22 protein-coding genes and 2 pseudogenes are annotated in these 25,975 nt (G+C 72.2%); 9 read left to right on the top strand and 15 right to left on the bottom strand.

All coding sequences use genetic code 11. The features are described 5' to 3' along the window. The 9 genes and pseudogenes from VGP36_23190 to VGP36_23150 all read right to left on the bottom strand — a co-directional run. Nucleotides 1-1,046 (bottom strand): hypothetical protein (locus VGP36_23190; GenBank protein ID HEV7657614.1); only part of this gene is annotated, 1,046 nt, incomplete at its 3' end. 253 nt (nt 1,047-1,299) lie between these two features. Beyond that, nucleotides 1,300-2,643, bottom strand: a complete 1,344-nt coding sequence (locus VGP36_23185; protein ID HEV7657613.1) for an ATP-binding protein — start codon at nt 2,641-2,643, stop codon at nt 1,300-1,302. Then, nucleotides 2,640-3,293, bottom strand: coding sequence for a response regulator transcription factor (locus tag VGP36_23180; GenBank protein ID HEV7657612.1), 654 nt, complete (start codon nt 3,291-3,293; stop codon nt 2,640-2,642). Before VGP36_23180 ends, VGP36_23185 begins: the two co-directional genes overlap by 4 nt. A 286-nt stretch (nt 3,294-3,579) precedes the next feature. Beyond that, a pseudogene (locus VGP36_23175) lies at nt 3,580-3,779 on the bottom strand (type I glyceraldehyde-3-phosphate dehydrogenase). Nucleotides 3,780-3,817: 38 nt separating this feature from the next. After that, a complete protein-coding gene (locus VGP36_23170) occupies nt 3,818-4,612 on the bottom strand; it encodes a 2-oxo acid dehydrogenase subunit E2 (GenBank protein ID HEV7657611.1) in 795 nt (264 codons plus the stop codon). Between the two features lie 68 nt (nt 4,613-4,680). Then, nucleotides 4,681-4,791 (bottom strand): universal stress protein, encoded by a 111-nt coding sequence (locus tag VGP36_23165; protein ID HEV7657610.1) that lies wholly within the window; start codon nt 4,789-4,791, stop codon nt 4,681-4,683. Nucleotides 4,792-4,825: 34 nt separating this feature from the next. Beyond that, entirely contained in the window at nt 4,826-5,713 is an 888-nt protein-coding gene (locus tag VGP36_23160; protein HEV7657609.1) for an SPFH domain-containing protein, read from the bottom strand. Between the two features lie 140 nt (nt 5,714-5,853). After that, the gene (locus VGP36_23155; protein ID HEV7657608.1) at nt 5,854-6,420 is read right to left on the bottom strand and encodes an ANTAR domain-containing protein; all 567 of its coding nucleotides are present in this window, start codon (nt 6,418-6,420) and stop codon (nt 5,854-5,856) included. A 237-nt stretch (nt 6,421-6,657) separates the two neighbouring features. Beyond that, nucleotides 6,658-7,398 (bottom strand): GAF and ANTAR domain-containing protein, encoded by a 741-nt coding sequence (locus tag VGP36_23150; GenBank protein ID HEV7657607.1) that lies wholly within the window; start codon nt 7,396-7,398, stop codon nt 6,658-6,660. Nucleotides 7,399-7,668: 270 nt separating this feature from the next. On the opposite strand from VGP36_23150, the gene VGP36_23145 reads away from it, so the two are divergent. The 3 genes from VGP36_23145 to VGP36_23135 all read left to right on the top strand — a co-directional run bounded on the left by VGP36_23145 (nt 7,669) and on the right by VGP36_23135 (nt 12,989). Further along, nucleotides 7,669-7,899: a hypothetical protein gene (locus tag VGP36_23145; protein HEV7657606.1), complete on the top strand. Its 231-nt coding sequence runs from the start codon at nt 7,669-7,671 to the stop codon at nt 7,897-7,899. Between the two features lie 79 nt (nt 7,900-7,978). Next, nucleotides 7,979-10,600: a magnesium-translocating P-type ATPase gene (mgtA, locus tag VGP36_23140; GenBank protein ID HEV7657605.1), complete on the top strand. Its 2,622-nt coding sequence runs from the start codon at nt 7,979-7,981 to the stop codon at nt 10,598-10,600. A gap of 13 nt (nt 10,601-10,613) precedes the next feature. Then, nucleotides 10,614-12,989: a phosphoketolase family protein gene (locus VGP36_23135; protein ID HEV7657604.1), complete on the top strand. Its 2,376-nt coding sequence runs from the start codon at nt 10,614-10,616 to the stop codon at nt 12,987-12,989. 194 nt (nt 12,990-13,183) lie between these two features. On the opposite strand, the gene VGP36_23130 is transcribed toward VGP36_23135, so the two are convergent. Together VGP36_23130 and VGP36_23125 are read right to left on the bottom strand one after the other, a co-directional pair. Further along, nucleotides 13,184-13,414 (bottom strand): hypothetical protein, encoded by a 231-nt coding sequence (locus VGP36_23130; GenBank protein ID HEV7657603.1) that lies wholly within the window; start codon nt 13,412-13,414, stop codon nt 13,184-13,186. Nucleotides 13,415-13,697: 283 nt separating this feature from the next. Continuing rightward, complete coding sequence (locus tag VGP36_23125; protein ID HEV7657602.1) at nt 13,698-14,756, bottom strand: zinc-dependent alcohol dehydrogenase; 1,059 nt, start codon at nt 14,754-14,756, stop codon at nt 13,698-13,700. An 891-nt stretch (nt 14,757-15,647) separates the two neighbouring features. On the opposite strand from VGP36_23125, the gene VGP36_23120 reads away from it, so the two are divergent. Both VGP36_23120 and VGP36_23115 read left to right on the top strand, forming a co-directional pair. After that, nucleotides 15,648-18,599 carry a BTAD domain-containing putative transcriptional regulator gene (locus VGP36_23120; protein ID HEV7657601.1) on the top strand — a complete coding sequence of 984 codons (2,952 nt, stop codon included), beginning with the start codon at nt 15,648-15,650 and terminating at the stop codon, nt 18,597-18,599. 315 nt (nt 18,600-18,914) lie between these two features. Next, nucleotides 18,915-19,412, top strand: coding sequence for a DUF6069 family protein (locus VGP36_23115; GenBank protein HEV7657600.1), 498 nt, complete (start codon nt 18,915-18,917; stop codon nt 19,410-19,412). A gap of 55 nt (nt 19,413-19,467) precedes the next feature. On the opposite strand, the gene VGP36_23110 is transcribed toward VGP36_23115, so the two are convergent. From VGP36_23110 to VGP36_23100, 3 genes are all read right to left on the bottom strand, one after another. Continuing rightward, on the bottom strand, nt 19,468-19,956 hold the full coding sequence (locus VGP36_23110) for an amino acid permease (protein ID HEV7657599.1): 489 nt from the start codon (nt 19,954-19,956) through the stop codon (nt 19,468-19,470). A 126-nt stretch (nt 19,957-20,082) separates the two neighbouring features. Further along, on the bottom strand, nt 20,083-21,561 hold the full coding sequence (locus VGP36_23105; protein ID HEV7657598.1) for a long-chain fatty acid--CoA ligase: 1,479 nt from the start codon (nt 21,559-21,561) through the stop codon (nt 20,083-20,085). 21 nt (nt 21,562-21,582) lie between these two features. Beyond that, complete coding sequence (locus VGP36_23100) at nt 21,583-22,071, bottom strand: DUF1453 domain-containing protein (protein ID HEV7657597.1); 489 nt, start codon at nt 22,069-22,071, stop codon at nt 21,583-21,585. A gap of 194 nt (nt 22,072-22,265) precedes the next feature. Here VGP36_23100 and VGP36_23095 point away from each other — a divergent pair, with 194 nt between their 5' ends. Both VGP36_23095 and VGP36_23090 read left to right on the top strand, forming a co-directional pair. Next, nucleotides 22,266-22,901 (top strand): hypothetical protein, encoded by a 636-nt coding sequence (locus VGP36_23095; GenBank protein ID HEV7657596.1) that lies wholly within the window; start codon nt 22,266-22,268, stop codon nt 22,899-22,901. 107 nt (nt 22,902-23,008) lie between these two features. Continuing rightward, nucleotides 23,009-23,755 carry a PrsW family glutamic-type intramembrane protease gene (locus VGP36_23090; GenBank protein HEV7657595.1) on the top strand — a complete coding sequence of 249 codons (747 nt, stop codon included), beginning with the start codon at nt 23,009-23,011 and terminating at the stop codon, nt 23,753-23,755. 314 nt (nt 23,756-24,069) lie between these two features. Here the strand turns inward: VGP36_23090 and VGP36_23085 are convergent. Further along, nucleotides 24,070-24,297 (bottom strand): annotated as a pseudogene (locus VGP36_23085) (transposase). 261 nt (nt 24,298-24,558) lie between these two features. Between VGP36_23085 and VGP36_23080 the strand changes: the two are divergent. Further along, nucleotides 24,559-25,548, top strand: a complete 990-nt coding sequence (locus VGP36_23080; GenBank protein ID HEV7657594.1) for a hypothetical protein — start codon at nt 24,559-24,561, stop codon at nt 25,546-25,548. Between the two features lie 285 nt (nt 25,549-25,833). Further along, nucleotides 25,834-25,975 (top strand): transcriptional regulator (locus VGP36_23075; protein ID HEV7657593.1); only part of this gene is annotated, 142 nt, incomplete at its 3' end.

The raw sequence follows: 25,975 nt of genomic DNA, 5'->3' as shown, positions 1-25,975 counted from the left end.
GCCTTGCTCACCACGACCTGGTCGGTCAGCGTGACGTTCACCGTCGTGGGTGGTCGGTCCGAGGCGTTCGTGATCTGGACCGAGGCCGGCGGGGTGGCGCCGGTGAAGGCGACCCGACCGAAGTAGTTCCCGGTGACGTCGGCCTTCAGCTTGGTGGTGCTGATGCCGCTGCCGGAGACGTTGATGACCTGGTCCGCCTGCGAGGTCGCGAAGGCGTCGATGAAGCCGCCGCTGGTGGTGCTGCGGGTGTACGTGACCTGGGTCGGCGCGACGCCGGCGTTCGTGGCCACGCGGCCCTGCACCGTGAACAGGTTGGTGGAGATCGTGTTGATCCCCGGACCGCCGATGTTCGGGCCGTCGATCTTGAAGAAGTTGGTGCCCAGGTCCGAGCCGGTGATCGCGTGCGCGGTGACCGCGTCACCGAGGTAGGAGGCGCCGTCCGGGCCCTTGAGCAGGCCGGTGTCCCACCGCAGGAACGGGTTCACCCGCGAACCCAGCGCGCCCTTGAAGTCGCCCAGGGCGCCGACGCCGACGTCCTCGGTGAAGTTGATGTTCCGCGTCGCCGTGTCGGTCACGGTGAACGTGTCCACGCCGTACGGGTGGGTGATCGTGTAGGTCCCCAGGCTCGGGGTCGTCATCCGGATCCGGACGCGGCCGAAGGTGATCTGCTGGCCGGGAACCGGGCCGGGGGTGTTGAACGCGGCCTCGAGGTTGTCGTTCAGCACGGCGGTGCCGCCGCCGGGAAGCGTGATCGTCGAGGCGGCCAGCTGGTAGAAGGTCTCGTCCGGGAAGTTGTCCGGGAACGAGACCGGCTGGGTGACGTCGGGGACGTCCGCCGCGGCGATGTTGCAGAACGGGTTCGTGTCGTCGAGGCAGAGCCCGACGCTGAGGTTGTTGGAGTCCTTGTACCAGACCGGGAACCCGTTGTCCGGGCTGGTCGGGCCGACGGCGAGCAGCTTGCTCGGCGGCGCGGTCACGACGTCCGCGGTGGCGAAGCCCTGGATCACCAGGAAGCTGGCCAGGACGGTCACCGCCGCGCCGGCCACCGCCACGGCCTTCCGCCGCGAGGATCGGCGCAACAACGATGGGCGCGCGAAGCGTTGGGGTAGGCGCATCACAGGGTGAGCCCTTCCAGAGGCAACAGGTTCCTCTGCACCCTCGGGCCAGCGGGACCGAGCCGCCAGACCCCTCGTGACGAGACTCAACCCCCCTAAAGTTTGGGGGATCCATGAGAAGTCGTTTAGACGACGGATAGCCGCCTGACCTGCGCGGTCGGCGGTTCGGCGGGGCGGCCGGCGATCAACCCACGGGGTGCTCCGACAGGACCGGCAGGTCGATGGTGATCGTCGTGCCGCGGCCCGTGCCGCGGGCCTCCAGGGCGCCGCCGAGCTGGGCCGCGGTCGTGCTCAGCAGGGTCAGCCCGAGGTGCCCCTCGGCGCGCGGCGGCGGCTGCGGGATGCCGACGCCGTCGTCCCGGACCACCAGGCGTACGCCGGTGGTCCCGCTGCTGAGGGCGATGTCGACGGTCTTCGCGCGGGCGTGCTTGGCGACGTTGATCGCACACTCCCGCGCCGACCGGTAGAGGAACGCGAGGATCTCGGGCGCCAGCGGCTCCTCGAGCGCGACCGACACCGAGACGTGCTGCCGGCGGCAGGCCCGGGTCGCGGCGGCGGTGACGAGGTCGCCCAGGTTCTCGTTGGTGACCTCGTCCGGGTGCAGCTCGACCAGCATCCCGCGCAGGTCGTCGACGGCCTGGTGCAGGGTGGTCGAGACCAGGTCCATCGTCCGGGCCGTGTCGGCGGACAGCGGCTCGGCCGGCTCCCGGGAGCCGAGGACGTAGGCGGCGCCGGCGAGCTCCTGGACGACCCCGTCGTGCAGGCTGCGGGCGAGCAGCCGGCGCTCCCGCTCCGAGGAGGCCAGGGCGGTGTCCCGCATCCGGTCCCGGTCGCGCTGGGCCCGGCTGATCCGGCGCATGAGCCAGATCGAGACCGGCAGCTGCGCGAAGGCCAGCACCAGCAGCCCGGCCAGCGAGAACACGACCAGCCGTACCCGCTCCTCCTCCTCGGCCACGCGGACGCGGTTCTCGGCGAAGTACATCTCCAGTGCCGCCGCGCTGCCGTCCTCCAGCCGAAGCGGGATGTACGCCTTGACCAGGCCGCGGTAGCCGGTCCGGACGTCGGCGTCGGCGGGATCGGTCAGCGAGGAGATCTCGGCGAAGGTGCGGCCCTCGTCGAACACCGCCCGCTCCCGCGAACCGAGCGCGAACCGGCGGCCGACGACCGTCGGGTCGTCCGACCAGATCACCGTCCCGTCCCGGCGCCACACCTTCACCCGGATCAGCGTCCCCTCGGCCCGCCGTCGCGCGATGTCGGCCTCCAGGTCCGCGGTCGCCCGCCGGTCGCCGGCGAGCACCGCGGGGATCACGGGGGCCAGCAGGACGCGCCCGGTGCCGACGGCGGTACGAAGCCCCTCCGACAGCGCGGCGTCGCGGGCCACCCGGTGCGCGACGACCAGCGCGACGGTGCCGACGAGGGCGAAGGAGACGGCGGCGACCAGGATCAGCGCGGTGGTGGCCTGGCGCCGGGTCGACCAGGTCGACGGCCGCGGCCATCCCGTACGGCGGGCCGCCGCCGGGGCTCTCACTGCTGGTCGGCCGGCCCGAGCAGGCCGATCGCGCGGGCTTTGAGCACCGCCTCGAGCTGGGTCCGGACGCCGAGCTTGCTGTGCACGCCCCGGACGTAGGTGCGGCAGGTGCTCAGGGTGACGTTCAGGATGCCGGCGATCACCGCCACGGACGTGCCCCGGGCTATGTGCGCGAGCACCTCGGCCTCCCGATCGGTCAGCCGGACCGGCAGCCGCTCGGTGATCGGCAGCGTGGGCGTCGTCTCGAGCGACGAGGCGATCGACATCGTCCCGGGCCGGGCGGAACGCAGGATCGAGAGCAACTCCGGGAACGCACCCCGCTTCGGCGCGAAGCCGTTGCCGCCCGCCGCCGCGACCGAGGCCATCGTGGACGCGTCGGACCGGGCCGAGGACACCACGATCACCAGGTCCTCATGTTCTGCGCGCAGCCGGCTGACCAGCTCCAGCCCGTCGTCGTCGCCCAGCATGAGGTCGACCATCGCGATGTCCGGCGTCCGGTCGGCGACGACCGCCTCCGCCTCGACCAGCGAGCTTGCCGTGCCGACGCACTCCAGGTCGTCCAGCCCGCCGAACGCGAACTGCAGCAGCTCCACGAACGCCGTGTGGTCGTCGACGAAGACGACCCGGCGCCGGACCTTCAGTGTTTCCACCTGACCACCTAGGTTCCTCGCCGGTCGGGATCCCGTTTCCGCAGCATGTACGGCCCCTGACGTGAGCTTGGGCGAGCCTTGGTGGTTCCGCCAATCGGACGATGGTGCTAGTACCTCCCTTGCCGGAGCCGTCGCCCGCCTTCTGGTGGCACGCTCGCGGCTGATCACTCCCAGCTGCGTGGTGTTTCGACAGGGACGGCGTCATCGTCGACTCGGAGCCGCTCTGGGTGCGGGCGCGCCAGGACCTCGTCGCCGCCGCGGGCGGCCGGTGGATACCCGAGGCCGAGACCGCGATGGCGACGGCGCGGGCCGGCCCGGTCGTGGTGGGGATGATGTTGACCGCCGCGGAGCGGGCCCGGCGCGGGTCCTTGTGCGGCGCGTCGAGGACGCTCTGGTCGTTCGGGTACGCGTGCACGGTGGTCGTGACGCCGTGCTCGATGCCGAAGCTGTCGTGCCGCACCTTCTCCTCGGCGAGCAGGTGACGCAGGTACGCCCGGCCGAGCCGTTGATCCCGACGTTGACGGTCAGGTCGCGGTCTCCCGTTGATCGTGTGTCGCTGAACCGAGGCCGGCTGGATCGCGCAGTAGTGCAGCGGTCTGCAAGAGCTCTCGCAGGTCGGCACCGAACCGGGCCGCGGGTGCGCCGTCGACGACGTTGTGGTCGACGGTGACGGTGAGGTCGAGGACGTCGCGGATCTCGACTCGGTCATCGACCGCCCGGGGTCGCCGGCTCAGCCCGCCGACGACCACGACCAGGGAGGCCAGCGTCGGCGGCGCGATCGCGAAGCCGCCGCCGCCGCCGAACATGCCGACCGCGGTCACCTGGACCGTGCCGGTGGCGAGACGGACCCGGCGCGAGCGGCTCATCACCGCGTACATCGCCCGGTACAGGCCGGGGATCAGGCCCAGGACGGGCGCGACGGTGTCCAGCAGCTGACCGCCCGCGGAGCCGGCCTTGACCGCTCGCAGTTCGGCGCTGATCTCGGCCACGCCGCGAAGGTCGGCGTCCCGGACCACATGCACGAGCCCGAATGGTCCGTGCTCGGTAGGCACCTCGACCAGCGTCTGCACGTCGACGTGCCGGTGCTCGACCAGGCGGCCGCGCCAATCCCGGTACGCGTGCACCTCCGGATGGGCCGCGGCCGCCCGGCCCAGGGACGCGATGACGAAGGCGGTCGTCGACAGCGGTGGGTCGCTCTCGGCCAGCAGGCGCCGGGCGGTGGTGACGTCGACGTCGAGCAATCCGTGCATGGGCATGATCCGACGGCCGGCCCGCACCGCGGCGGTGACCAGCCGGCGGTTGGCCGGGAACGGTCGCACCGCGACACCCCGCTCCCGGGCGGGCGCGGGGTGGCCGGAGCCAGGGACTGCGCGCATGACCGTCTCGGCTACTGGGGGACGACGACGACCGGGCACGGCGCGTGCTGGACACCGTGCTGGCTGACCGACCCGAGCAGCATCCCGGCGAGGTCGCCGAATCCGAGGACGAGAGCCTTCATGATGTTCTCCAGTTCAGAGAGTGCCGTGCTCGCATCAGGAGCGCGGAGCGACCACTGCGTCGCCGTTGGACGGCGCGGTCGGAACCTGGATCTTGAGCAGCGGCAGTTCGCCGGCAGGGGCCGGGTCGCCAGCCGGCGAGGTGTGCGCGGCGACTGCGGCGGTCTCCCGGGCGAGGAAGGCGCCGAGTTCGCCGATGGTGCTCATCAGCGGCGCGGGGAAGACGACGGTGGTGTTCTTGTCGACGCCGATCTCGACCAGGCTCTGCAGGTTGCGCAGCTGCAGGGCGAGAGGGTGGGCCATCATGATGTCGGAGGCGGCACCGAGCGCGTCGGCGGCCAGCGATTCCCCTTCGGCGGCGATGATCTTCGCGCGCTTCTCCCGCTCGGCTTCGGCCTGCCGGGCCATGGCCCGCTTCATGCTGTCGGGTAGCTGGATGTCCTTGAGCTCGACCAGGGTCACCAGCACCCCCCATTCGGCCGTCTGGACGTCGAGAATCTCGCGGATGCTGACGTTGATCCGGTCGGTCTCCGACAGCGTCTCGTCCAACGTGTGCTGGCCGACCACCTTGCGCAGGGTGGTCTGTGCGATCTGGTTGATGGCGGCGGCGACGTTCTCGATGGCGACCACCGATTTCACCGCGTCGACGACCCGGTAGTAAGCGACCGCGGACACGTCCACGCTGACGTTGTCGCGGGTGATGATCCCCTGCGACTGGATCGGCATCGTGACGATCCGCAGGCTGACCCGGTGCAGCACGTCGACCAGCGGGACGATGAAGGTCAGGCCGGCCGGGCGCACGCCGAGAACGCGGCCGAGCCGGAAGAGCACGCCCAACTCGTACTGCTTGACGATGCGCAACGACAGCGCCAGGACGATCAGCGCCACGGCGACGACAGGGATACCGATGGCAAGGATGAGCATGTCGTGTTCTCCCGAGGGGAGATCACTGTGGCGTCCGGCGGCGAGCAAGCCTGCTCCCAGGGCGCGACCTGCGCGGCGGCCCGGTTCCGAACTGGCTGGCTACCCAGCCGGCCGAGCGTGCGCGCTGCGGCCATTCCCTGTCAACCTGGCCCGGCGTCCGGCCGCGGGGACGCCACCAGTTCCCGGCTCACGGCGGCGATGGTGTCGTCCGCGGTCTCGGCCCGCCGCTGCAGCTCCCGGCGAGCCTCCTCGGGCGGGAGGCCCCGATCGACCAGGACCCCGATCGCCTGGTCGATCGAGCCGAGGTCGGCCAGCCTCGCCGCGGGCGACTCGCTGCTGAGGATCGGCCAGCTCAGGTGCTTGTCCACCTCGGCCGGCGCGTGCTCCGGCCCGAGCAGACCGTTGAGGCCGTCGGCGAGCAGGAGGTACGCCCCCGCCGCCCCGGCGCGCAGGATCAGCAGGTCACCGGGCGCGCCGGCCGGCAGCCGTACGGCCAACGAGGCGAGCACCGCCGCCGGCTGGGCCAGCGCACTGACGCTGACCTCGCCTTCCAGCCGGGCCGCGCGGATGGTCACGGCCAGACTGGACGGCACCGCCAGCGCGACGTCCCGGCTGAGCCGGCCCAGGCCCTCCAGGAAGTGGCCACCATGGTCGGGATCCGCATGCAGCAGCCGCAGTTGTTCGGCCACCTCGGCGGTGATCCACACGGGCGCTCTCCTGCCGAACCCGTACTGCGCTGGATCCGGGCGGTACCGACTTCTCAGCACGGACACTCTGAGACGTCGGTACCGATCCGGAGTAAGGCCGCTCGGCGGCGTCCAGAACGGGAGGCGAACGTCTGTCCGGCCCCGGTACGGTCGCGCGGGCTGCGGATTTCTGCCGATCCGCTCGTCCGACAGTAGCCCTTCGGCAGGAGTGCCGCCGAGGGACGTCCGGCCGCTCGGTCAGGATGCGGCGGCGTCGGGTCCCGCTGCTGACGTCCGGGCGCGGGCCCGGCGGACCGCCTCCTCCATCAGCACCCGGGCCACCACGGACACCTTGACGTGCTGGGACTGGCTCATCGTCCGAAGCCGGTCGAACGCCTCGTCGGGGGTCGCGCCCGTCCTGCTCATGATCACGCCGATCGCCTGGTCGATGACCGCGCGGCTGGTCAACGCCGCACCCAGCTGCTCGGCCAGCCGCTGGGAGTGAGCCAGGATCTGAGCGTTGTGGACCGAGACCGCCGCCGGCTCGGCGAACAGCTCTCCGATCCGGATCGCCTCCGGGCCGAACGCGTTCTTGGTGTGGGCGTACACGTTCATCGCGCCGACCACCCGGTCCGGCAGCAGCAACGGCAGCGACAGCACGCTGTGCACCCCCATCCGGCCGACCCTCGGACCGAACCGGGGCCAGCGGGGCTCGCCGCCGAGCGAGCCGGACGTCTGCGTGGCCCGGGACTCGACCGCCAGCAGGCACGGGCCCTCGCCCAAGCCGTACTGCACGTCGTCGACCGCGTGCACGAAGTCCGCGCTGGCCACCACGGTCTGCGCCCGGTCGTCGTCCAGCATCGTCAGTCCCGCACCATCCGCCCCCGGGATCGCCCGGACCGCGAACTCCGCGATGCGGACCAGCGTCTCCTGCAACGGCCGGTGCCCGGTCAACAACCCGGACAACCCGGCCAGGCTCGCCTCGAGGTCGTCGTCCACGGGTTCTCCGATCCGCCGGGCGACACACCCGTCGCCTCCGCGCAAACGGTAGACCTTCGGCGACGGGTGTGACGCGAGGACGCGGGCAGCGCGCGAGGTCCGATGCCGCGCCGGAGGGGACCGGCCAGTTCCCGGCCGCCGCAATTGGCGTACCGTCATCATTGCTGAGCATCAGCCGACCCGGGTCCGGGAGGCCGCGCATCCCGCCGCCTTCCCTGAGCGCCACCGCTCACCGCCGGGTACCCCGGTGAACTCCGTGCGGAGCCACCCTTGCCCACCGATGACGCGCTCACCACCTCCTCGACCGGCCCCACGGCGCTTGGCAGCTATCGCGGCACCTGCCGTGGCCGGACCGCCCTCGCCCGCGAGACCACCCCGGGCAGCTGGCAGGTCAAGATCAACGACCCGGCCAACCGACTCGCCGGCCACGACGGCTGGGTGCTGGCCGGCACCGGCTGGAAGACGCTGGCCGAAGCCCGCGCTGCCTCCGGGCTGACCTGAGCGTGAGTCCGTCCTCGCGCGCCGCCGCGCACCGGTGGCGCCGCCAGCTGGTCCATCGCCTCGGCCGGGACAACTGTCGATGACCGCCGTCGCAGTGCCGACCAAGACCGGGACGCGAACCGGGATCATGTCGGCCGCGACCGTGCCGGTGACGGATCTGCTGGCACAGCTCGACGTGCCCGCGGGATCGGGATTGGCCGGCGCGGAGGTTACGCGGCGGCAGGCCCGGTACGGTCCGAACGCGGTGTCCTCGCATCAGGCCCGGCTGCTGCCGGTGCTGTGGCACCAGCTGCGGTCGCCGCTGCTCGGGTTGCTGCTGGCGGCGGCGGTCGCCTCCTACTTCGTCGGCGAGCGCGGCTCCGCCGTCATCATCGGTGTCATCGTCGGTCTGTCGGTCGGACTGGGATTCGTCAACGAGTACCGGGCCGAGAAGGCGGCCGAGGCGCTGCACTCCCAGATCAGCCACCGGACGGTGGTGATCCGGGACGGGCGACCGTCCTCTGTGGACGTCACCACACTCGTACCCGGTGATCTGGTCGAGCTGCGGCTCGGTGACATCGTGCCGGCGGATCTGCGGCTGACGGAGGTCACCGGTCTGGAGTGCGACGAGTCGGTCCTGACCGGGGAGTCGCTTCCCGTCGACAAGGACACCGACCCCGTCGACGCGGGGACGGCACTGGCCGAGTTGACCGGCTGCGCGCTGATGGGCACGGTGGTGCACGCGGGAAGTGCCCGCGGGATCGTCGTGTCGATCGGGGCCGGCTCGGAGTTCGGCGCGATCGCGGCCGGGCTCGGCTCGCACCAGCTCGACACCGAGTTCCAGATCGGGCTGCGCAAGTTCTCGATGCTGCTGGTGTACGTCGCCGCCGGCCTGACCACGTCGATCTTCGCGGTCAACGTCGTGCTGCACCGGCCGATCATCGACGCGTTGCTGTTCTCCCTCGCGATCGCGGTCGGCATCACCCCGCAGCTGCTGCCCGCGGTCGTCTCGACCAGCCTGGCCGCGGGGTCGCGGCGGATGGCGCGCCGCAAGGTACTGGTCAAGCGCCTGGTGTGCATCGAGGATCTCGGCGACGTCGAGGTGCTGTTCACCGACAAGACCGGAACGCTGACCCGGGGCAGCATCGACTACGTCCGGGCCGTACCCAGCGGCGACCACGAGGCCGCCGCCGTACTGCGGTGGGGCCTGCTCTGTACGGACAACGCGACAGTCGACGGGCAGGCCGCCGGCGGGAACCCGCTCGACCAGGCGCTGTGGGAGTCCCCCGCCGCCATGGCGGAGCGGGCCACGCTGGCCGGGTACGGCCGGCTCGGGGTGCTCCCGTTCGACCACGAGCGCCGCATGATCTCGGTCGTCGTCCGTGACCCGGACGGCCGGCCGATCCTCGTCACCAAGGGAGCACCGGAGACCGTCCTGGACCGGTGCGTCGACGTGCCACCGGCGCTCCGGACGGCCCTGGCCGGCGAGTTCGCCGCCGGCAACCGGGTGGTCGCGGTGGCGACCCGCCCAGCACCCGGACCGGAGACGCCGACCGCCGCCGACGAAGCCGGGCTGGAGTTGATCGGCCTGCTGGTGTTCCTCGACCCACCCAAGCCCGACGCGGCCGCCGCGCTGCAACGGCTGGACGGCCTGGGCATCGCGGTGAAGGTCGTCACCGGGGACAACCCGGCGGTCGCCGGCAAGGTCTGCCGCGATCTCGGCCGGGGCGACGGGAGCGCCGTGACCGGCACAGACCTCGACGCTCTCGACGACGACGGTCTCGCCGCCCTGATCCCCGGCACCACGGTGTTCGCCCGGGTCAGTCCCGAGCAGAAGGCCCGGCTCGTCCGGGTCCAGCGGCTCGGCGGCGGCGGGGTGGCGTTCCTCGGCGACGGGGTGAACGACGCGCTCGCGCTGCACGCCGCGGACGTCGGCATCTCGGTGGACTCGGCCACGGACGTCGCCAAGGACGCCGCGGACGTGATCCTGCTGGAGAAGGACCTCGACGTGCTGGCCGACGGCGTCGTCGAGGGCCGGCGGATCTTCGCCAACACCATCAAGTACGTCCTGATGGGAACGTCCAGCAACTTCGGCAACATGTTCTCCGCTGCCGGCGCGTCGTTGTTCCTGTCCTTCCTGCCGATGCTGCCGTCCCAGATCCTGCTCAACAACCTGCTCTACGACGTCAGCCAGCTCGCCATCCCGACCGACCACGTGGACCCGGAGCAGCTGCGCCGTCCCTCGCACTGGGACATCGCGTTCATCCGCCGGTTCATGATCTTCTTCGGGCCACTGAGCTCGGTGTTCGACTTCGCCACCTTCGCGGTCATGCTCTGGGTCTTCCACTCCGGGCCGGCGCAGTTCCGGTCCGGCTGGTTCGTGGAGTCGCTGGCCACCCAGACCCTGGTCATCTTCGCGATCCGGACCCGCAGAATCCCCTTCTTCCGCAGCCACCCCAGCCTGCCGCTCGCCCTCGCCGCCTTCGGTGTCGCGATCCTCGGCGGGCTGCTGCCATCGACCCCACTGGCGCACACCCTCGGCTTCCAGCCGCTGCCGGCCGGGTTCTTCGCCGCGCTGGCTGCCCTGGCCGTCGGGTACCTCGGCCTGATCGAGGTCGGGAAACGGATCTTCTACCGCGCCGCCGCGACCGCACCGACGCCGCGGCGGCACAACGGTCCTCGCTTCCTGCGTCGCCGTGCGGCCCACTTCAGCAGCGCGTGACGAGGGGAACCCGATGACAGTCCTGGAGCCGGCCCGGACCTACGCCCGCGAGGACCTCGAGCTGATCGACCGGTACTGGCGGGCCGCGAACTACCTGTCCGTCGGACAGATCTACCTGCTCGACAATCCGCTGCTGCGCGAACCGCTTCAGGCCGAGCACGTCAAGCCCCGGCTGCTCGGGCACTGGGGTACCACCCCGGGACTGAACCTGCTGTACGCGCACATGAACCGGGTCATCAAGGAACGGGACCTCGACACGCTGTACGTGACCGGCCCCGGTCATGGCGGACCGGGCCTGGTGGCGAACGCCTATCTGGACGGGACGTACAGCGAGGTCTACTCCGCGATCGGCCGGGACGAGGACGGGATGCGGGCCCTGTTCCGCCAGTTCTCCTTCCCTGGCGGCATTCCGAGCCACGTCGCGCCCGAGACCCCCGGGTCGATCCACGAGGGCGGCGAGCTCGGGTACGCCCTGGTGCACGCCTACGGCGCCGCCTTCGACAACCCGGACCTGCTGGTGCTGTGCGTGGTCGGCGACGGGGAGGCCGAGACCGGCCCGCTGGCCGCCAGCTGGCACTCGAACAAGTTTCTCAACCCGGCCACCGACGGCGCGGTCCTTCCGGTCCTGCATCTCAACGGCTACAAGATCGCCAACCCGACGGTGCTGGCGCGCATCCCGGAGGAGGAGCTGGCCGAGCTGATGCGGGGCTGCGGCTACACGCCGCACTTCGTCACCGGCGACGATCCCGCCGATGTCCACCGGCAACTCGCCGCCACGCTCGACGTCGTGCTCGACGACATCGCAGCCGTCCAGCGCGAGGCTCGCACCGGCGTCGTCGCCCCGACCCGGGCGGCCTGGCCGATGATCGTGCTGCGGACCCCGAAGGGCTGGACCGGTCCGAAGGAGGTCGACGGTCTCCCGGTCGAGGGCACCTGGCGCGCGCATCAGGTCCCGCTGGCCGAGACCCGTACCAACGCCGGCCATCGCGCGCAGCTCGAGGAGTGGATGCGCAGCTACCGGCCGGAGGAGCTCTTCGACGCCACCGGACGGCTGGTCCCGGAGCTGCAGGCACTCGCCCCCACCGGCGACCGGCGGATGAGCGCGAACCCGCACTCCAACGGCGGTCGGTTGTTACGCGATCTCGTCATGCCGGACTTCCGGGACTACGCGGTCGCGGTCGATCGCCCGGCCACCGGATCCAGCTCCGCCACCGGCGTCCTGGGTGAGTTCCTACGGGACATAGTTGCCCGCAACTCCGACCGGTTCCGCATCATGGGGCCGGACGAGACCGCGTCCAACCGGCTGTCCGCCGTGTTCCAGACGACCGACCGGGCCTGGGACGCCACCACGATCCCCGGCGACGACCACCTCGCCCCCGACGGCCGCGTGATGGAGGTGCTCTCCGAGCACCTGTGCCAGGGCTGGCTCGAGGGCTACCTGCTGACCGGCCGGCACGGCCTCTTCAACTGCTACGAAGCGTTCGTCCACATCGTCGACTCGATGTTCAACCAGCACGCCAAGTGGCTGAAGGTGACTCGCGCGATCCCCTGGCGGGCGCCGATCGCGTCGCTGAACTACCTTCTCTCCTCGCACGTCTGGCGGCAGGACAACAACGGTTTCTCCCACCAGGACCCGGGCTTCATCGACCACGTGGTCAACAAGAAGGCCGAGATCGTCCGTGTCTACCTCCCGCCGGACACCAACACCCTGCTCTCGGTGGCCGACCACTGCCTCCGCAGCCGCAACTACGTCAACGTCATCATCGCCGGGAAGCAACCCGCCTTGAGCTACCTGACCATGGACCAGGCCGTCGCGCACTGCACCCGCGGCCTGGGCATCTGGCCGTGGGCCGGCACCGATGACGACGAGCCCGACGTCGTCCTCGCCTGCGCCGGCGACATCCCCACCCTGGAGACCCTCGCCGCCGCCGACCTGCTGCGCACCCACCTGCCCGAACTGAAGGTCCGGGTCATCAACGTCGTGGACCTGATGCGGCTGGAACCGGACACCGAACACCCGCACGGCCTGCCCGACCGCGACTTCGACGCGCTGTTCACCCCGGACAAGCCGGTGATCTTCGCGTTCCACGGCTACCCGGCGCTCATCCACCGGCTCACCTACCGCCGCACCAACCACGCCAACCTGCACGTCCGCGGCTACAAGGAGGAAGGCACCACCACCACCCCGTTCGACATGGTCATGCTCAACGACCTCGACCGCTTCCACCTCGTCATGGACGTCATCGACCGCGTCCCCGCCCTGGGCAGTCGCGCCGCGAACCTCCGGCAACGCATGGCCGACGACCGCCTCGCCGCCCGCGCCTACACCCGCCAGCACGGCGAGGACGACCCGGCCATCAGCGGCTGGACCTGGCCCGGCCGGGGCTGATGGTGCCGACGCCGCTGCCGCCCGGACTTCTCTCGCAGCTCCAGCCTGCTCGGATGCCCCACCGGCCGGCAGTGCCGAAAGGCCCGGGTCGTTCTGGAGCCACCGATGAACGTGCAACCGGGTCAGCCCGTCGACGTCCATTCCCACGTGGTCGAGGGTCATCCGGCCGAGGTCGCCGTGCCCGGGTGAGGCGGTCACCGGCCGGGCCGGCGTGAGGGACAGCCCGAAGGACAGCCGACGGTGGCGGCCGGGCCGTCCTGGCTGACGGTGCTGCTGCGGCAGTTCCGGAGCCCGCTCACCGCCCGCAGTCGGGCCATCCGGTCGTCGTCGGCGGCGAACACCACGACGTACAGCGGTCCCTCGTCGACCGCCGCGGCGATCCGCTGGGTGCCCGGGACGCCGGCCTCGAAGTCACGGACCGGCACGTCGGCGTACCGGGGCGAGCTCGGTGTGCCGGCACTCGGCCGCCCCGGCCCGCTCCACTGCGGACTCGTCGATGGACTGAGGTCCGACCGGGCGGATCCGGGCGAGCAGGTCCGGACAGGCCGGGTCCGGCATCCGGTCGATCGCAGCCGGCACCGACCGGCCAGCCGTGCTGAGCGGGGTGGAAGAGCCGCGGCGTCGCTGCCGTCCGGGGTGGGGCCGACGAGACGGGCCGGGTGGCCCCCCTCGTCGTCGTACCACCGGACCGCGTGGCCGGCGGCGCAGTCAGAGCTGGAACACGATGCGGGCGGTGACGCGGCCCGACGAGACGTCCGCGATCGACCGGTTGACCTCGTCGATCTTGCGGTCGGCGATGACGACCCGGGTACGCCCCGCCGCGTGCAGCGCGAACACGTCGGCGAGGTCGTTGCGGGTCCCGACGATCGAGCCGAGGACCGACTTGCCGCCGATGACGGTGTCGAAGATCGGGAGCGTCAGGACCCCGTTGTCGGCGGGAAGCGCCACGCACACCAGTCGGCCACCACGCCGCAGCGACCGGAACGCCTGGTCGAAGGATGCCGGCGAGGACGCCAGCGCGATCGCGACGTCCGCGCCGCCGCGAGCCTGAATGGCGGCCACCGGGTCGATCGAGCGGGCGTTGATGACGTGATCGGCGCCGAGCTCGGTGGCCATGGCCAGCTTCGAGTCCTCGATGTCCACACAGGTCACGAAGCCGCCGGCGATGCGCGCGTACTGCAGCGCGAGGTGTCCCAGGCCTCCGATGCCGAAGATCGCGACCGTCTCGCCCGGCGACACCCCGGCGACCTTGACCGCTTTGAACGTCGTCACCCCGGCACAGGTCAGCGGGGCCGCATCGCGGGACGACACGCCTGCGGGCACGAGGGTTGCGAACGCCGACGGTACGACTGCGTAATCGGCGAACGTGCCGTTGACGGAATAGCCGGAATTCTCCTGCCTCTCGCACAGCGTCTCCCGGCCATCGACGCAGTACCGGCACGCCCCGCAGGCGGAGCCGAGCCAGGCGATCGCTACCCGGTCACCCGGACTGCGGTCGGTGACCCCCGCACCGAGCTTCTCGATGTGCCCGATCCCCTCGTGCCCGGGGATGAACGGCGGGGTCGGCTGGACCGGCCAGTCGCCGCGTGCCGCGTGGATGTCGGTCCCGCACAGGCCGCTGAACTCGATCCGGACCAGGACCTCGCCCGGACCCGGCTCGGGAACGGGCACGTCCTGCAACTCCAGGGGCTCGTTGAAGGCGGTGACGACGGCGGCCCGCATGTGGACGCCGCCGAGGTCGTGGTCCGTTCCGGCCGGGTGAGTCATGGCATCTCCTGAGGGTACGAAGGGTGGGGTGGTAGGCCCGGTGGGGGACCGGCGAGCCGGTAGACGTCGACCGGCGGGAGGGCGCGCACCTGGTCCTTCGTCGGGCACGCCCGCCGAGCCCGCTGTTGTCTCCCTGTCGGAGCCTCCACGGGCGGCACGCCGACGGGCAGTGCCAAAGGGCCCGGTCGAGACCGCGTGCGCTCCTGCGGCCGCAGGCCGTACTCGCTCGTCACCGAGCTGGTCGTGATGGCCGGCAGGCAGCCGTTGCCTCAGCGCTGCCGTCGCCGGACTTGCGGCCGCCCGCCTCGGCGTCGCGGCAGGAGCAGGTACGGCCCCCCGGCAGCATTGATCAGCGCTCGGCCGTACCGACGACGTCCCAGTTCTCACCCTTGACGACCCGACCGGCCGGCTGGACGCGCCCCTTGGGCCGGCCGAGACGGTCTGCTGGAGGTAGTGACGCTTCTTCCGGTAGGGAGCCTCTCGATACGCCCTCGGGGACGCCGTCCAGTAACCGCGCCAGGTCGTGCCGTGCAGCGACGGCTCGCACCACGTGCGGCACGCCGGCACGACTCCGCTGAGTGGCGTGGCATGACTTCAGGAGAGCGCCAGACAACGCCGACCAGGCCGTCTACCTGCGGCTCCCCTATCGCGGCAGCCACCTCCACTGTCTCGGACGGCAGCTTCCGGCTCCCGTCACGAGCCGGCCGTCAGAGCCGACGCTTCTCAGCGGGTCACCCGGCTGAGCGGGCGGCCGGGCGAACAGCGGATCCCTGCCGGCATCGGGCACGCGGCGGCGTCCCGGAGATCGAGAGATTTACGGAACTACATGACGCCCCAGCGCAGTTATGCCACTGTTGGAGGCTAGTCGAGCGGCAGGTCCGGAGGTCGTGGATGGCGCAGGCTGCCGACCGCGACGAGGAAGATGGACCGCTGCGCTTCCGCGATCTCGGCACCGTCACGGTCGACCGTGGCGGACTCGGGCTGCCGGTGTCCGGCCGGCTGCTACAGGCGGCGCTGTCCGTGCTCCTCATCCACGCCAACCAGCGCGTGAGCGTCGACGCGCTGGTGTCCGCGCTATGGGGCGACCGGGCGCACGACCGGCACGAGGAGACGCTCAAGTCCCACATGTGGCGGCTGCGGCAGGCGTTGGAGCCGGACCGCCGGCGGGGACAGCCGTTCACCACCGTCGTGCACGACTCCTCCGGCTACCGGCTGCTGGTCACCACCGACCAGGTCGACTCGATGCAGTTCTCCAACCTGGCCGCCGACGCGCAGCACCTCCTCGCCCGCGACGAGGCCGACCGCGCCCTGCAGCGGTGCGAGGAGGCGCTCGCGCTCTGGCGCGGGCGGCCGTTCACCCCGCTGGCCGACGAGGGCTGGGCGCAGGCCGCGGTCGGCCGTCTCGAGGAAGTGCGCGGCCAGCTCGTGGAGTGCCGCATCGACAGCCTGCTCGCGGTCGGAGAGCCGGAGCGGGCGCTGCTCGCCGTCGAGGACGCGCTGGCCGAGCACCCGCTGCGGGAGCGGTTGTGGGCGCAGCGGATGAACGCGGCATACCGGGCCGGCCGGACCGCCGACGCGCTGCAGGCCTTCAGCTCGGCGCGCCGGCTCCTGCTCGAGGAGCTCGGGATCGAGCCCGGTGCGGAGCTGCGCGACCTGCAGGCCAGGATCCTCGCCGGTGACCCGTCCCTCGGCGGGATCCGGCCGGCGGCGTCCGCCGCGGCGCGCGAGCGGCGGCCCGCCCCGCAGCGGCCCGAGGTCCACCTGCCGGGCCGCAGATCCTCGCTGGTCGGCCGGGACACCGAGCTCGAGACGCTGGTCGGCCGGCTGCGGCAGGATCGTCTGGTGACGGTCGTCGGGCCGCCCGGAGTCGGCAAGACCCGCCTGACCGTCGAGGCCGCACACGAGGTCGCATCCGAGTTCGTCGACGGGGTCTGGTTCGTCGACCTGACGGTCGCGAAGGATGCCGGCCAGGTCTTCGACCTCGTCGGCTCAGCGCTCGGCGTGGCGAACGACGGCACCCCGGCGGCCGCCCTGCACTCGTTCGTCCGGGGCCGGCGGATGCTGCTGGTGCTGGACAACTGCGAGCGCGTGCTGGGCGATGTCGCCGACCTGGTGGATGCGCAGCTGGTCGACGGGTCCGAGCTGACTATCGCCGCCACCAGCCGCGAGCCGCTCGGGGTGGACGGCGAGACCGTCTGGCCGCTGCGGCCGCTGCAGCTGCCCCTGCCGATCGAGGGACCCGTCTCCGCCGACGACGTCATGCGGCTGCTGGACTCGCCGGCGGTGATGCTCTTCGTCCAGCGACTGTCCACCGTGGACCCCGACGCGTCGGTCGACGGCGAGGACCTGCGCCGGGCCGCGGCGATCTGCGCCGCGGTCGATGGGCTGCCGCTGTCCATCGAGCTGGCCGCGGCGCAGGGCGAGGCGTACACGCTCGCGGAGATCGCCGATCGCGTCGCCGCCGACCCCAGCGATCTGTCGCGTGTGGACAGACGTGGGGCCCACCACCACGGCACGGTGCGCGACGCGGTCGAGTGGAGCTACGCGATGCTGCCATCGGTCGAGGCGGCGGTACACCGGGCGATCTCGGTCGTGCCGGGCCCGTTCACGGCGCAGCTCGCCGCCGCGCTCACCCCGGAGGTGCCCGGCGCCGTCGTCCGGGACGCGCTGCGTGGGCTGCTGCACCGCTCGATGCTGCTGCGGCCGGGGCCGACGCGGGTCGGGCGGCCGTCCCGCTTCGCCCAGCTCGAGACGGTACGGGCGCACGCGGCCGCGGCGGACGACGGCGCTGCGGACGAGCGGGAGAGGCTCCGCGACGAATGGGTGGCCGCGCTCGTCGGCGCACGGCCGCGGCTCGGCCACCCCGACGAGAACGAGTGGTTCGGCCGGCTCGACGACGACCTGGCCGCGCTGCGGTCCACCCTGCAGCACACGCTGGCGGAAACCCCGAGCGAGCTGGGCGTGCGGATCGCGTCCCGCCTCAACCACTTCTGGTATTCGCGCAGCATGTCGCTGGAGGGCGGCCGCTGGCTGGAGCACGCCGTGGCGCACTCCGACCTGGTCGGACCGTTCGAGGCCACCATCGCCGTGCTCACCCTGGCGTCGTACCGGGCACGGACGGGCCGGCAGGACCTGGCCGCACCGCTGCTCGCCCGGGCGGTCACCGACCCGGCCGAGCTCACGCGGGAGCAGGCGCTGCTGGTCGGTGAGTCACTGTCCACGTACTGCAGTTCCGCGGTCATGGCGCCGAGCGCGGACCCGTTCGACGAGCAGGCCGCACAGGTCCGCGCCCTCGCCCGGGCGACGGGCGACGAGGTGCTCGATCTGCTCGCCGACCTGACGGAGATCCTCGCGATCGACCCGTACGTCGAGCCGGAGTCCGTCCTGGCCGGCTCGACGGCGGTGTACGAGCGGGCGCTCAGCATCCGCAACGGCTACGTCGCGCGGATCTCCGCCGGTCAGGCCACGCTGGCCGCGACCTTGCTCGGCGAGATCGACCTGGGCCTGCAGTGGTCCGACCGCGCGTTGGCGCAGCACCACGAGGTCGGCATCCGCTTCTCGCCGGTGGTCGCGGACGCCCGCGCCAACCTGCTCGCCCTCGCCGGTGCGAACCACGCCGCCGCCCGGCTCTACGCGGCCGGCCGCGCTCATGCCCGGCGCTACGGGATGCACTGGCCCACCGAGCAGCTCACGCAGAAGCTCTACGAGCAGGCCCGCTCGGCGCTCCCAGGGCCCGACTTCCAGCTCGAGCAGCGCGCGGGCATACGGCTGACGCTGCGGGATTTGGACCGGATCGGCGTCGGCGGCGAGGCCGACCAGGCCGTCGATCTCCCCGCCGGCTGACGCGCTGCCCGCGCCCACCCCGGGTGAGGTCAGCCGGCCGACCGCCGCGTCGAGCGGCGTCCAGCTGCGCCTGCACATAGTGGCCCTGCCGGCGCAGAGCCGCCCGTACCTGGCGTATGCGCGAGCGTCCCGACCATCCTGCTGCGTGGACAGGTACAGCTGGGCCGCGTGGTCGTACTCTCCGGGTCGTCGATACCGGTGGGATCCAGCGTCGGTGCAACCGCCGTTTGACCGGCGTTGAAGTGCGCCGCCGCATGCTTCGATCCGAGCGCCCGGACAGACCGCCCGGGCTCCGCACTCGACGAGGGACCGGACATGAACCGCTACTACGACGACGACCCGACCACCTCCTTCTACGACGACCGGCCGATGCCCGGACCCCGGGCGGCCGCCGGGTCCACAGTGGACGCTGCCCGGCTGTGGTCCGGAGGGCTGGCCACCGCGCTGGTCGCCGGTCTGGCCGGCTTCGTCGGCGTGCTGGTCGTCCGGGTGCTCTTCGACGTCGCGGCGTACGCGCCGCGCGGAGACGGCGCGTTCGGCGACGACAGCACGATCGCGCTGTGCGTCGGCGCGGCGCTGGCCGCCCTGCTGGCCACCGGCCTGATCCAGCTGCTGATGGCCTCGACGCCTCAGCCGCTGGCGTACTTCGGCTGGATCGTCGGCCTGGCCACCGCCGCCGCTGTCTTCGTGCCGGTGCTGGCCGACGGCCTGACCGGCGCCACCGTCGCGGAGGCCGTCATCCACCTGCTGATCGGCATCGCGATCGGGACCCTGGTGATCGGTTCAGCCGCGGGGGCGCGCCGCCCCACCTGATCCGGCCCTTCCCGAGTGCCCCTGCCCCTGCGGGCAGGGGCGCTCGCGTGTGTGGTCACGCCGATGCTTGCGGCCACCCCGGCCGGCACGGCGAAGACCGGCAGCCGGCGCGGCGCCGCGAGGAGAGCAGGAAGCCGAGCCCGTCCAGGACGAGCCCGGCCGTGTACGGCAGCCGCCGCACCAGCCGCCGCCACAGGGTGACCACGGCGCCGGTCACGCACGGCCGGACCTCCAGCCACGTGCACGGGTAGGACCGGACGAATACCGGCGGCAGCGACAGCCAGATGAAGACGGCCGCGGCGAGCAGCGTGCCGATCACCGTCGCCCGCGGGATGGTGCGCCGCGGGTCGCGCGCCCCGGCCGCCACGGTCGCCGACTCCAGGCCGACGAAGGCGAACAGGGTCAGCGTGGCCGCGGCGGTGACCGCGTCCAGCCCGGACTGGCCGCCGGTGTTGAACGGGTGGAAGTGCGAGCCGTGCACGAAGAAGATCCCGGCGATCGCGACGACGCCCAGCGGGATGACGCGGACGGCGGTCGTCGTCATGGATCAACCTCCGGACGGCGGTCTCGCCGCGGTCGAACGCGGGGTCAACGCGAACTGGACCGGGTTCAGAGACGCGAAAGCCCGGCCCCGCAGAACCTCTGCGGGGCCGGGCGATCGCCGCGCGACTCAGCGATCGAGCAGCGAGCGGAGGGCGACGCGGTCGGGCTTGCCCTGGTCGGTGACCGGGATGCGGTCGGCCAGCACGACCGGGCCGACCACGTCGACACCGAGCCGCCCGGCGGCGTACGCCCGCAGCTCGGCCGCCGTCGCCGTCGCGCCGGGCGCGGGCAACACCACGACGCCGAACCGGGAGCCGAGCGAGACGGCGACCGCGTACCGGACGTCGGGTCGGCCGCAGAGGACGTCCTGCACGTCGACCGGCATGACCGTGCCGGCCGGGGTGTGCAGCGCGTCCTTGGCCCGGCCGCGCACGTGCAGGTAACCGGACTCGTCGAGGACCGCGAGATCGCCGGTGCGGTACCAGCCGTCGCGGAACGGCGTCCGCTCCCGCCCGCCCCGGTAGCCGTCGGCGACGCCGCCGGAGCGGACCAGCACGGCGCCCTCGGTCCCGGCCGGGGCGGGCGACCCGTCCGGTCGAATGAGCCGGACGGTGACCCCGGGCAGCGGCCGGCCGGCCGTGCCCAGCAGCTCGGGCCGGCTGAGGTCGTAGTCGGGGCCGGCCAGCATGCTGACGATGCCGGCCTCGCTGGCCCCATACGGGTGGGCCAGCACCGGCCCCGCCCGCTCCAGCAGCCGCCGGCGCAGGCTCGGGGCGGCGTCCGCGCCGATGTGGCTGATCGCCACCAGGCTGGACAGGTCGGCCCCGGACAGGTCCGGGGAGTCGAGGAGCTCCACCAGCAACGGCTCGACCAGGCACAGGTGGGTGATCCGCTCGGTCTCGATCGTGCGCAGCACCTCGGCCGGCTCGAACCGGTCCCGCAGCACCACTGTGCCGCCGCCGAGCAGGGTCTGGTCGACCAGCACCTGGGCGATGTATGCCAGCGGCGTGCACACCAGCTGCCGGCGGTGCCGGTCCATGCCGGTGTCGACGGTGCGGGTCCAGCCGGCCACGGTGCGGCGGCTGGCCTTGGAGACGCCGGTCGTGCCGCCGGAGGACACCAGCAGCGCCAGGTCGTCGGCGCGGCTCCGGCTCGCGGGCGGGACGGCCGGCTCGACCTCGTCCGGGTGGACGCGGTCGAGCACGATGCCGGTAGGCACCGACCCGCGGGCCACCGCCGACTCGACGATCGTCCCGGTACCGGGAAAGCCGACCAGGACGTCCGGGCGTACGGCAGCGAGGAAGCCGGCGAGCTTCGCCGCGCCCTCCCCGTACGGGCAGCAGACGGTAGCGCAGCCGAGCAGGCCCGCGGCGTACCGGGCGGCGAGCGCCACCGGGGTCACCGGCGCGGCCAGCGCGACGACGTCGCCGCGGCCGATGCCGAGGGCGTCGAACCGGGCCGCCAGCGCGGCGACCAGGCCGCCGAACCGGGCGGCGGTCCAGCAGGAATCACGGTCCCGGACGAGCACGGTGTCCGGCTCGGTCGCGGCGCGGGCCAGGATCCGGTCCACAAAGGACAGTGAGTGGTCGATCTGTGCGGTGGTCATGACACTTCTTCCTGTTGGCAGTCAGCCGCGGACCGCGGCGGGGAACGGGGACGAGGCGGCGAGCAGCCGGCGGGCGCGGCGCCAGACCAGCTCGGCCTGCACGCCGAGCATGACGGCGATCATGACCATGACCTCGCCGAGACCGCCGGTCCCGGTCACGTGGGTGAGGTCCGCGACCGCGCCGAGGATGAACTTGACCGCGACCAGGCCGAGGAACAGGCCCACGGTCAGCGCCGTGCCTTGCGACCAGGCCAACCTGCCCTCCAGCCACACCTGGGTGTAGCGGGCCCGGACGGCGCCGACGACCAGGCTGAGCAGCAGGCTGGTGACGAGCAGCGCGACCGCCGCGGCGGAAGTCGGAGCGGCGAAGCCACCGACGGCGATGCCGATGACCGCGTAGATGATCGTGAGCTTGAACCGGCTCCTGGGCTCGATCTTGTTGCGGCGCGTCTGTCGGTAGATCGCGTAGCCGACCAGGGCCAGGATGATCAGCAGGTCGAACGGGGACATGACACTGAGCTCCCGGGACAGGCGCGCCGTCGGTCGGCGCGTTCGGCGCCAACCATCACCCGCTCCACTCTCACGCCGGTTGAACGGCCCGCACCGCCCGTTGAACCGGGCTTCAACCGGGCCGGGGCACGGTCGGAGCGTCAACCCGACAGCGTCGACCCGGAGCGGTCGACCGGAGCCAGGAGAACCCAGTCATGCGCCCGTCCACCGTCCTCGCCGGCACCGTCGCCGGCACCGTCCTCGCCCTCGGCATCGCCGGCACCGCCCTCGCCGCACCCGCCGCGACGCCGTCCGCCGGCCCGTCCGCGGCCGGCTCGCCCGCCGCCGTGTTCGTCTCGCCGGGCGCGGCCGCGCCGGGTCGAGTGGTCGGGATCTCCGGCACCTGCGCGCTGCCGGCCACCGGCACGCTGCCCACCGTCGTCTCGGTCACCTCGCCCGCCTTCACCGGCCCGGAGCGGTTCTCGAAGACCGACCCGGACGCCTTCGACGGCACCGCGACGCTCGCCAACGTCCGCGCCGGCAGCTACACCGTCACGCTGACCTGCAGCAACGGCACGGCGACGACGTCGGTCCGGGTACTGGCCGCGAGCGGCGGCGCCGGCGGGAACGCCACCCCGGGAGCCCCGGCCGTCCCGGCCCCGGCCTCCCAGGTCCCGGCGGCGAGCCCGGCCGGCTCCGCGGCTCCGGCCGAGCAGTCCGGATCCGGCTCGCACTGGGTCGGCGCGGGCATCGCCGTCCTGGCCGCCGGGGCCGCCGGCGCGACCGGCTTCGTCGTCGCCTCCCGCCGCCGCAACCGCACCGGCGCCCACCGCGACCACGCCGGCGTCTGAGCGCCCCGTACGGACAGGAGCGTTCGACGACCCAGACCCTCACCGCCCCGGTTCGGCCGCGCGACCGCGCGGCCGGGCCCGGCCCCCTGCGCCGGCACGCCTGGCTCGTGGTGCTCGCCGTCGGCGCGCTGCTGTTCCTGGCCGTGGAACGGACCATGGTCGGCACCGGCAATCCGAACTACGTGCCGGCCGCGATCCTGCTCGGCGCGAGCGTGATCCCGGCCGCGTTCCTGGCATTCGTCGACGGCCGCCGGCTGCCGTACTCGGTGCCGTTCGAGCTCGTCGCCGGCACCGCCTTCTTCGGTGGCGTGGTCGGCACGGTCGTCGCCGGGCTGCTGGAGTACGACACGATCCGCCACCTCGGCGGGCTGCCGATGCTCGGCGTCGGCGTGATCGAGGAAGCCAGCAAGCTGATCGCCCCGCTCGCGCTGCTGCCGTTCCTGCGCGTGGCCGGCCGGACCGTCACCCGCGCCGACGGGCTGCTGCTCGGCGTCGCCTGCGGCGCCGGCTTCGCCGCCCTCGAGACGATGGGCTACGCCTTCGTCACCCTGCTGCACAGCGGCGGCAGCATCACCGACACCGTCGACACACTGGCGCTGCGCGGCGTGCTCAGCCCTGCCGGGCACATGGCCTGGACCGGCATCGCCGCCGGCGCGCTCTACGCGGCGGCCGCGTCCGGCTGGCAGCGCCGCCGGGTCCTGCAGTTCGGACTGTCCTTCGCCGCGGCCGTCGTCCTGCACACGCTCTGGGACGGCATCGGAACGCCCCTGGCGTACGGGGTCCTGGCGGTCGCGAGCCTCGGGCTGCTCTGGCTGACCGCGCACCGCACCCTACGAACTCAGGAACAGTCATGACGATCGCCACCGTCGACGCCGCGCCTTCCGACCCTCGGTCCCGCAAGGACGCCGAGGTCGTGCCTGCTCGTGAACTCGCTCGTGCGATCCAGCAGGTAGCGGTCCTGGTCGACGAGGACGCCAACACGTACACCAGAGCTTCCGTCCGACCGAGTGGCCTGAGTCAGAGGCGTCGATCACCATCGTGGAGGGTTGAGCTCAGCGAGTCATCTGGCCCGATCGGCGGAATGAGCGGACGACCGCGCTCCGCGGCATCTGCGGATGTGATGCGGTGACGACAGGGCACGCTGAGCGGATGGCGCACGGACCGAGCGCCAGAGCCCCACCACCGCCGGATACTGGCCGCCCCAGGCCTGGGCGAACTCGTCGAACCGGTCCACTGCCGCCGCGGCGGTCGGTGCGGTGTAGATCGGCCGCAGTTGCTTGCCGAGCGCATCCCAGTCGCGCCGGGAGGCGTAGCGGAAGGTGTTGTCGACGCCCTCAGTGCGGGCCCTGTCCACAAGCTGCTGAACGAGCTGCTGGGTATCGATCTGCTCCGGCAGGGGCGAGATCGTCTCGGTCACCGCTGGTCCTTCCCGCCAAGCGAGCTCGGCGTGTCAGAACCAGTTACACCGACACCAACCGTCAGCACGAACAGGTCTGCCCAGTGAGCGGATGCGGGTGTGGTTCCGTGCCGTCGCTGGCCCGAGTATCGGCAATCGGACAGATGAACTGCTCGCCGGCGAACAGACGACATAGGCGCCCGGTGACAGTCTTCAAGCTCACCAGCCCGCCAGATCAGCTCAGGCGCGCTCCGCGCCGTCGTGCTTCGCCGCACCGGTGCGAACCCGTCGCGCCCTCATCCCCGAAGGAGTCCGACCATGCAACGACGTTCCTCCGACACCACCTCCCCGACCCGCAGCTCCCTGATCCGCAAGCTCGCCGCGTCCGCCGCCATCTCGATCACCGCCGCCGTCGGCGTCGGTGCGCTCCTGCCGGCCTCGCCGGCCTCGGCCGCCTTGCCGATGTACAACCCCAGCACCCAGCTGGGCGCCTACCCGGTCCCGGCCACGGAGCCCAGCAGCTCCACCCAGGTGCTGCCCCAGGTCGACGGCGCCGTCGGTACGCCGACCCAGATCGCCATGACCGGCAACGCCGACGTCACGAGGCCGCAGGCCCTCGGGGTGATGCGGTATGCCGGCAGTTCGACCAGTCACGTGATGACCTTGAACGCCATATTCAGCGCCGACACGACCTGGCACTTCCAGCGGATCGGGTTCACCGCCGTGGTCAACCCGTCGACGAATCCGCAAGCCTCCCTCCGCCTGGCCACCCCGGTCTACCGGATCATCAACTACGCGTTCGGCGGCCCGGAGTGCCTCACGGCGCAAGCCGTGGTGCCGCCCGCCACGCCTGTCATCGACGCGCCTGTTACGGCCTCCACCTGCGTCGCGCCCGGCCAGGTCGGCGACACGAGCCAGCTGTGGCTGGTCGGAAGCCCCGGACTCAAGAACGCGATCTTCGACCTCAGCACCGGAACCTTCACGCCCAGCTCGGCCTACCAGTACTACTCGCCCGCCGTCCAGCGCACCTTCGTGGGCGCGACGCCGGACTACCAGCACAGCGTCATCGAGAACTTCGACTCGCTCACCCTCAACAGCACCAACAACGACGTCACCCAGACACCGGTCCTCTCGGCCGAAATCTTCCAGCCCAACGGCCAGGGCTCCACCGCGGGGCTGCACGGCCAGGCCGAACCGTCGACCGACACCAGCAACTCGACCTGGAACCTGCAGGTTCCGGCCTCGGGATAGCCGCCCCGGATCAAAGCCGGCATCAGATCGCGACCTTCGACGATTGACGACCGGGCCGCCTATCCCCTGCGATCCGAATCAGGTCAACCAGACCAACCAGCTATGGATCGCGAGGGACAATGCGGACGATCCGACCAACGATCGACACCACTGAGACCGCGCGCGTCGCCGGAGTTCGCGACGGGTCGACCGCCAGCACACCATCCAACCAGGCCGTTCGTCCCGTGCCGCTCCGCCGTCCTCGGCGATTGACAGGCAAGTAACGACTTGCCTATGGTCGTGGCGATGGGGGACGTCTTCAAGGCCTTGGCGGATCCCACCCGGCGGGCGATCCTCGACGAGCTGACGGACCGGAACGACCAGACCCTCTTCGAGCTGTGTTCGAGGCTGGCCACCAAGCACCACGTCGCCTCCTCGCGGCAGGCGG

This window comes from Mycobacteriales bacterium, from assembly GCA_035995165.1.
Classification (GTDB): Bacteria; Actinomycetota; Actinomycetes; order Mycobacteriales; family CADCTP01; genus CADCTP01.
The sequence above is the reverse complement of the archived record's forward strand: the minus strand, read 5'-3'. Positions and strand labels throughout refer to the sequence as shown.

What these genes read in the sequence shown, in the direction of transcription:
- VGP36_23110 (HEV7657599.1), bottom strand. Translation starts at nt 19,956, where the DNA reads ATGACGACGACCGCCGTCCGCGTCATCCCGCTGGGCGTCGTCGCGATC.
- VGP36_23095 (HEV7657596.1), top strand. Translation starts at nt 22,266, where the DNA reads ATGCGCCCGTCCACCGTCCTCGCCGGCACCGTCGCCGGCACCGTCCTC.
- VGP36_23165 (HEV7657610.1), bottom strand. Translation starts at nt 4,791, where the DNA reads ATGAAGGCTCTCGTCCTCGGATTCGGCGACCTCGCCGGGATGCTGCTC.
- VGP36_23105 (HEV7657598.1), bottom strand. Translation starts at nt 21,561, where the DNA reads ATGACCACCGCACAGATCGACCACTCACTGTCCTTTGTGGACCGGATC.
- VGP36_23125 (HEV7657602.1), bottom strand. Translation starts at nt 14,756, where the DNA reads ATGACTCACCCGGCCGGAACGGACCACGACCTCGGCGGCGTCCACATG.
- VGP36_23160 (HEV7657609.1), bottom strand. Translation starts at nt 5,713, where the DNA reads ATGCTCATCCTTGCCATCGGTATCCCTGTCGTCGCCGTGGCGCTGATC.
- VGP36_23115 (HEV7657600.1), top strand. Translation starts at nt 18,915, where the DNA reads ATGAACCGCTACTACGACGACGACCCGACCACCTCCTTCTACGACGAC.
- mgtA (HEV7657605.1), top strand. Translation starts at nt 7,979, where the DNA reads ATGACCGCCGTCGCAGTGCCGACCAAGACCGGGACGCGAACCGGGATC.
- VGP36_23120 (HEV7657601.1), top strand. Translation starts at nt 15,648, where the DNA reads ATGGCGCAGGCTGCCGACCGCGACGAGGAAGATGGACCGCTGCGCTTC.
- VGP36_23100 (HEV7657597.1), bottom strand. Translation starts at nt 22,071, where the DNA reads ATGTCCCCGTTCGACCTGCTGATCATCCTGGCCCTGGTCGGCTACGCG.
- VGP36_23135 (HEV7657604.1), top strand. Translation starts at nt 10,614, where the DNA reads ATGACAGTCCTGGAGCCGGCCCGGACCTACGCCCGCGAGGACCTCGAG.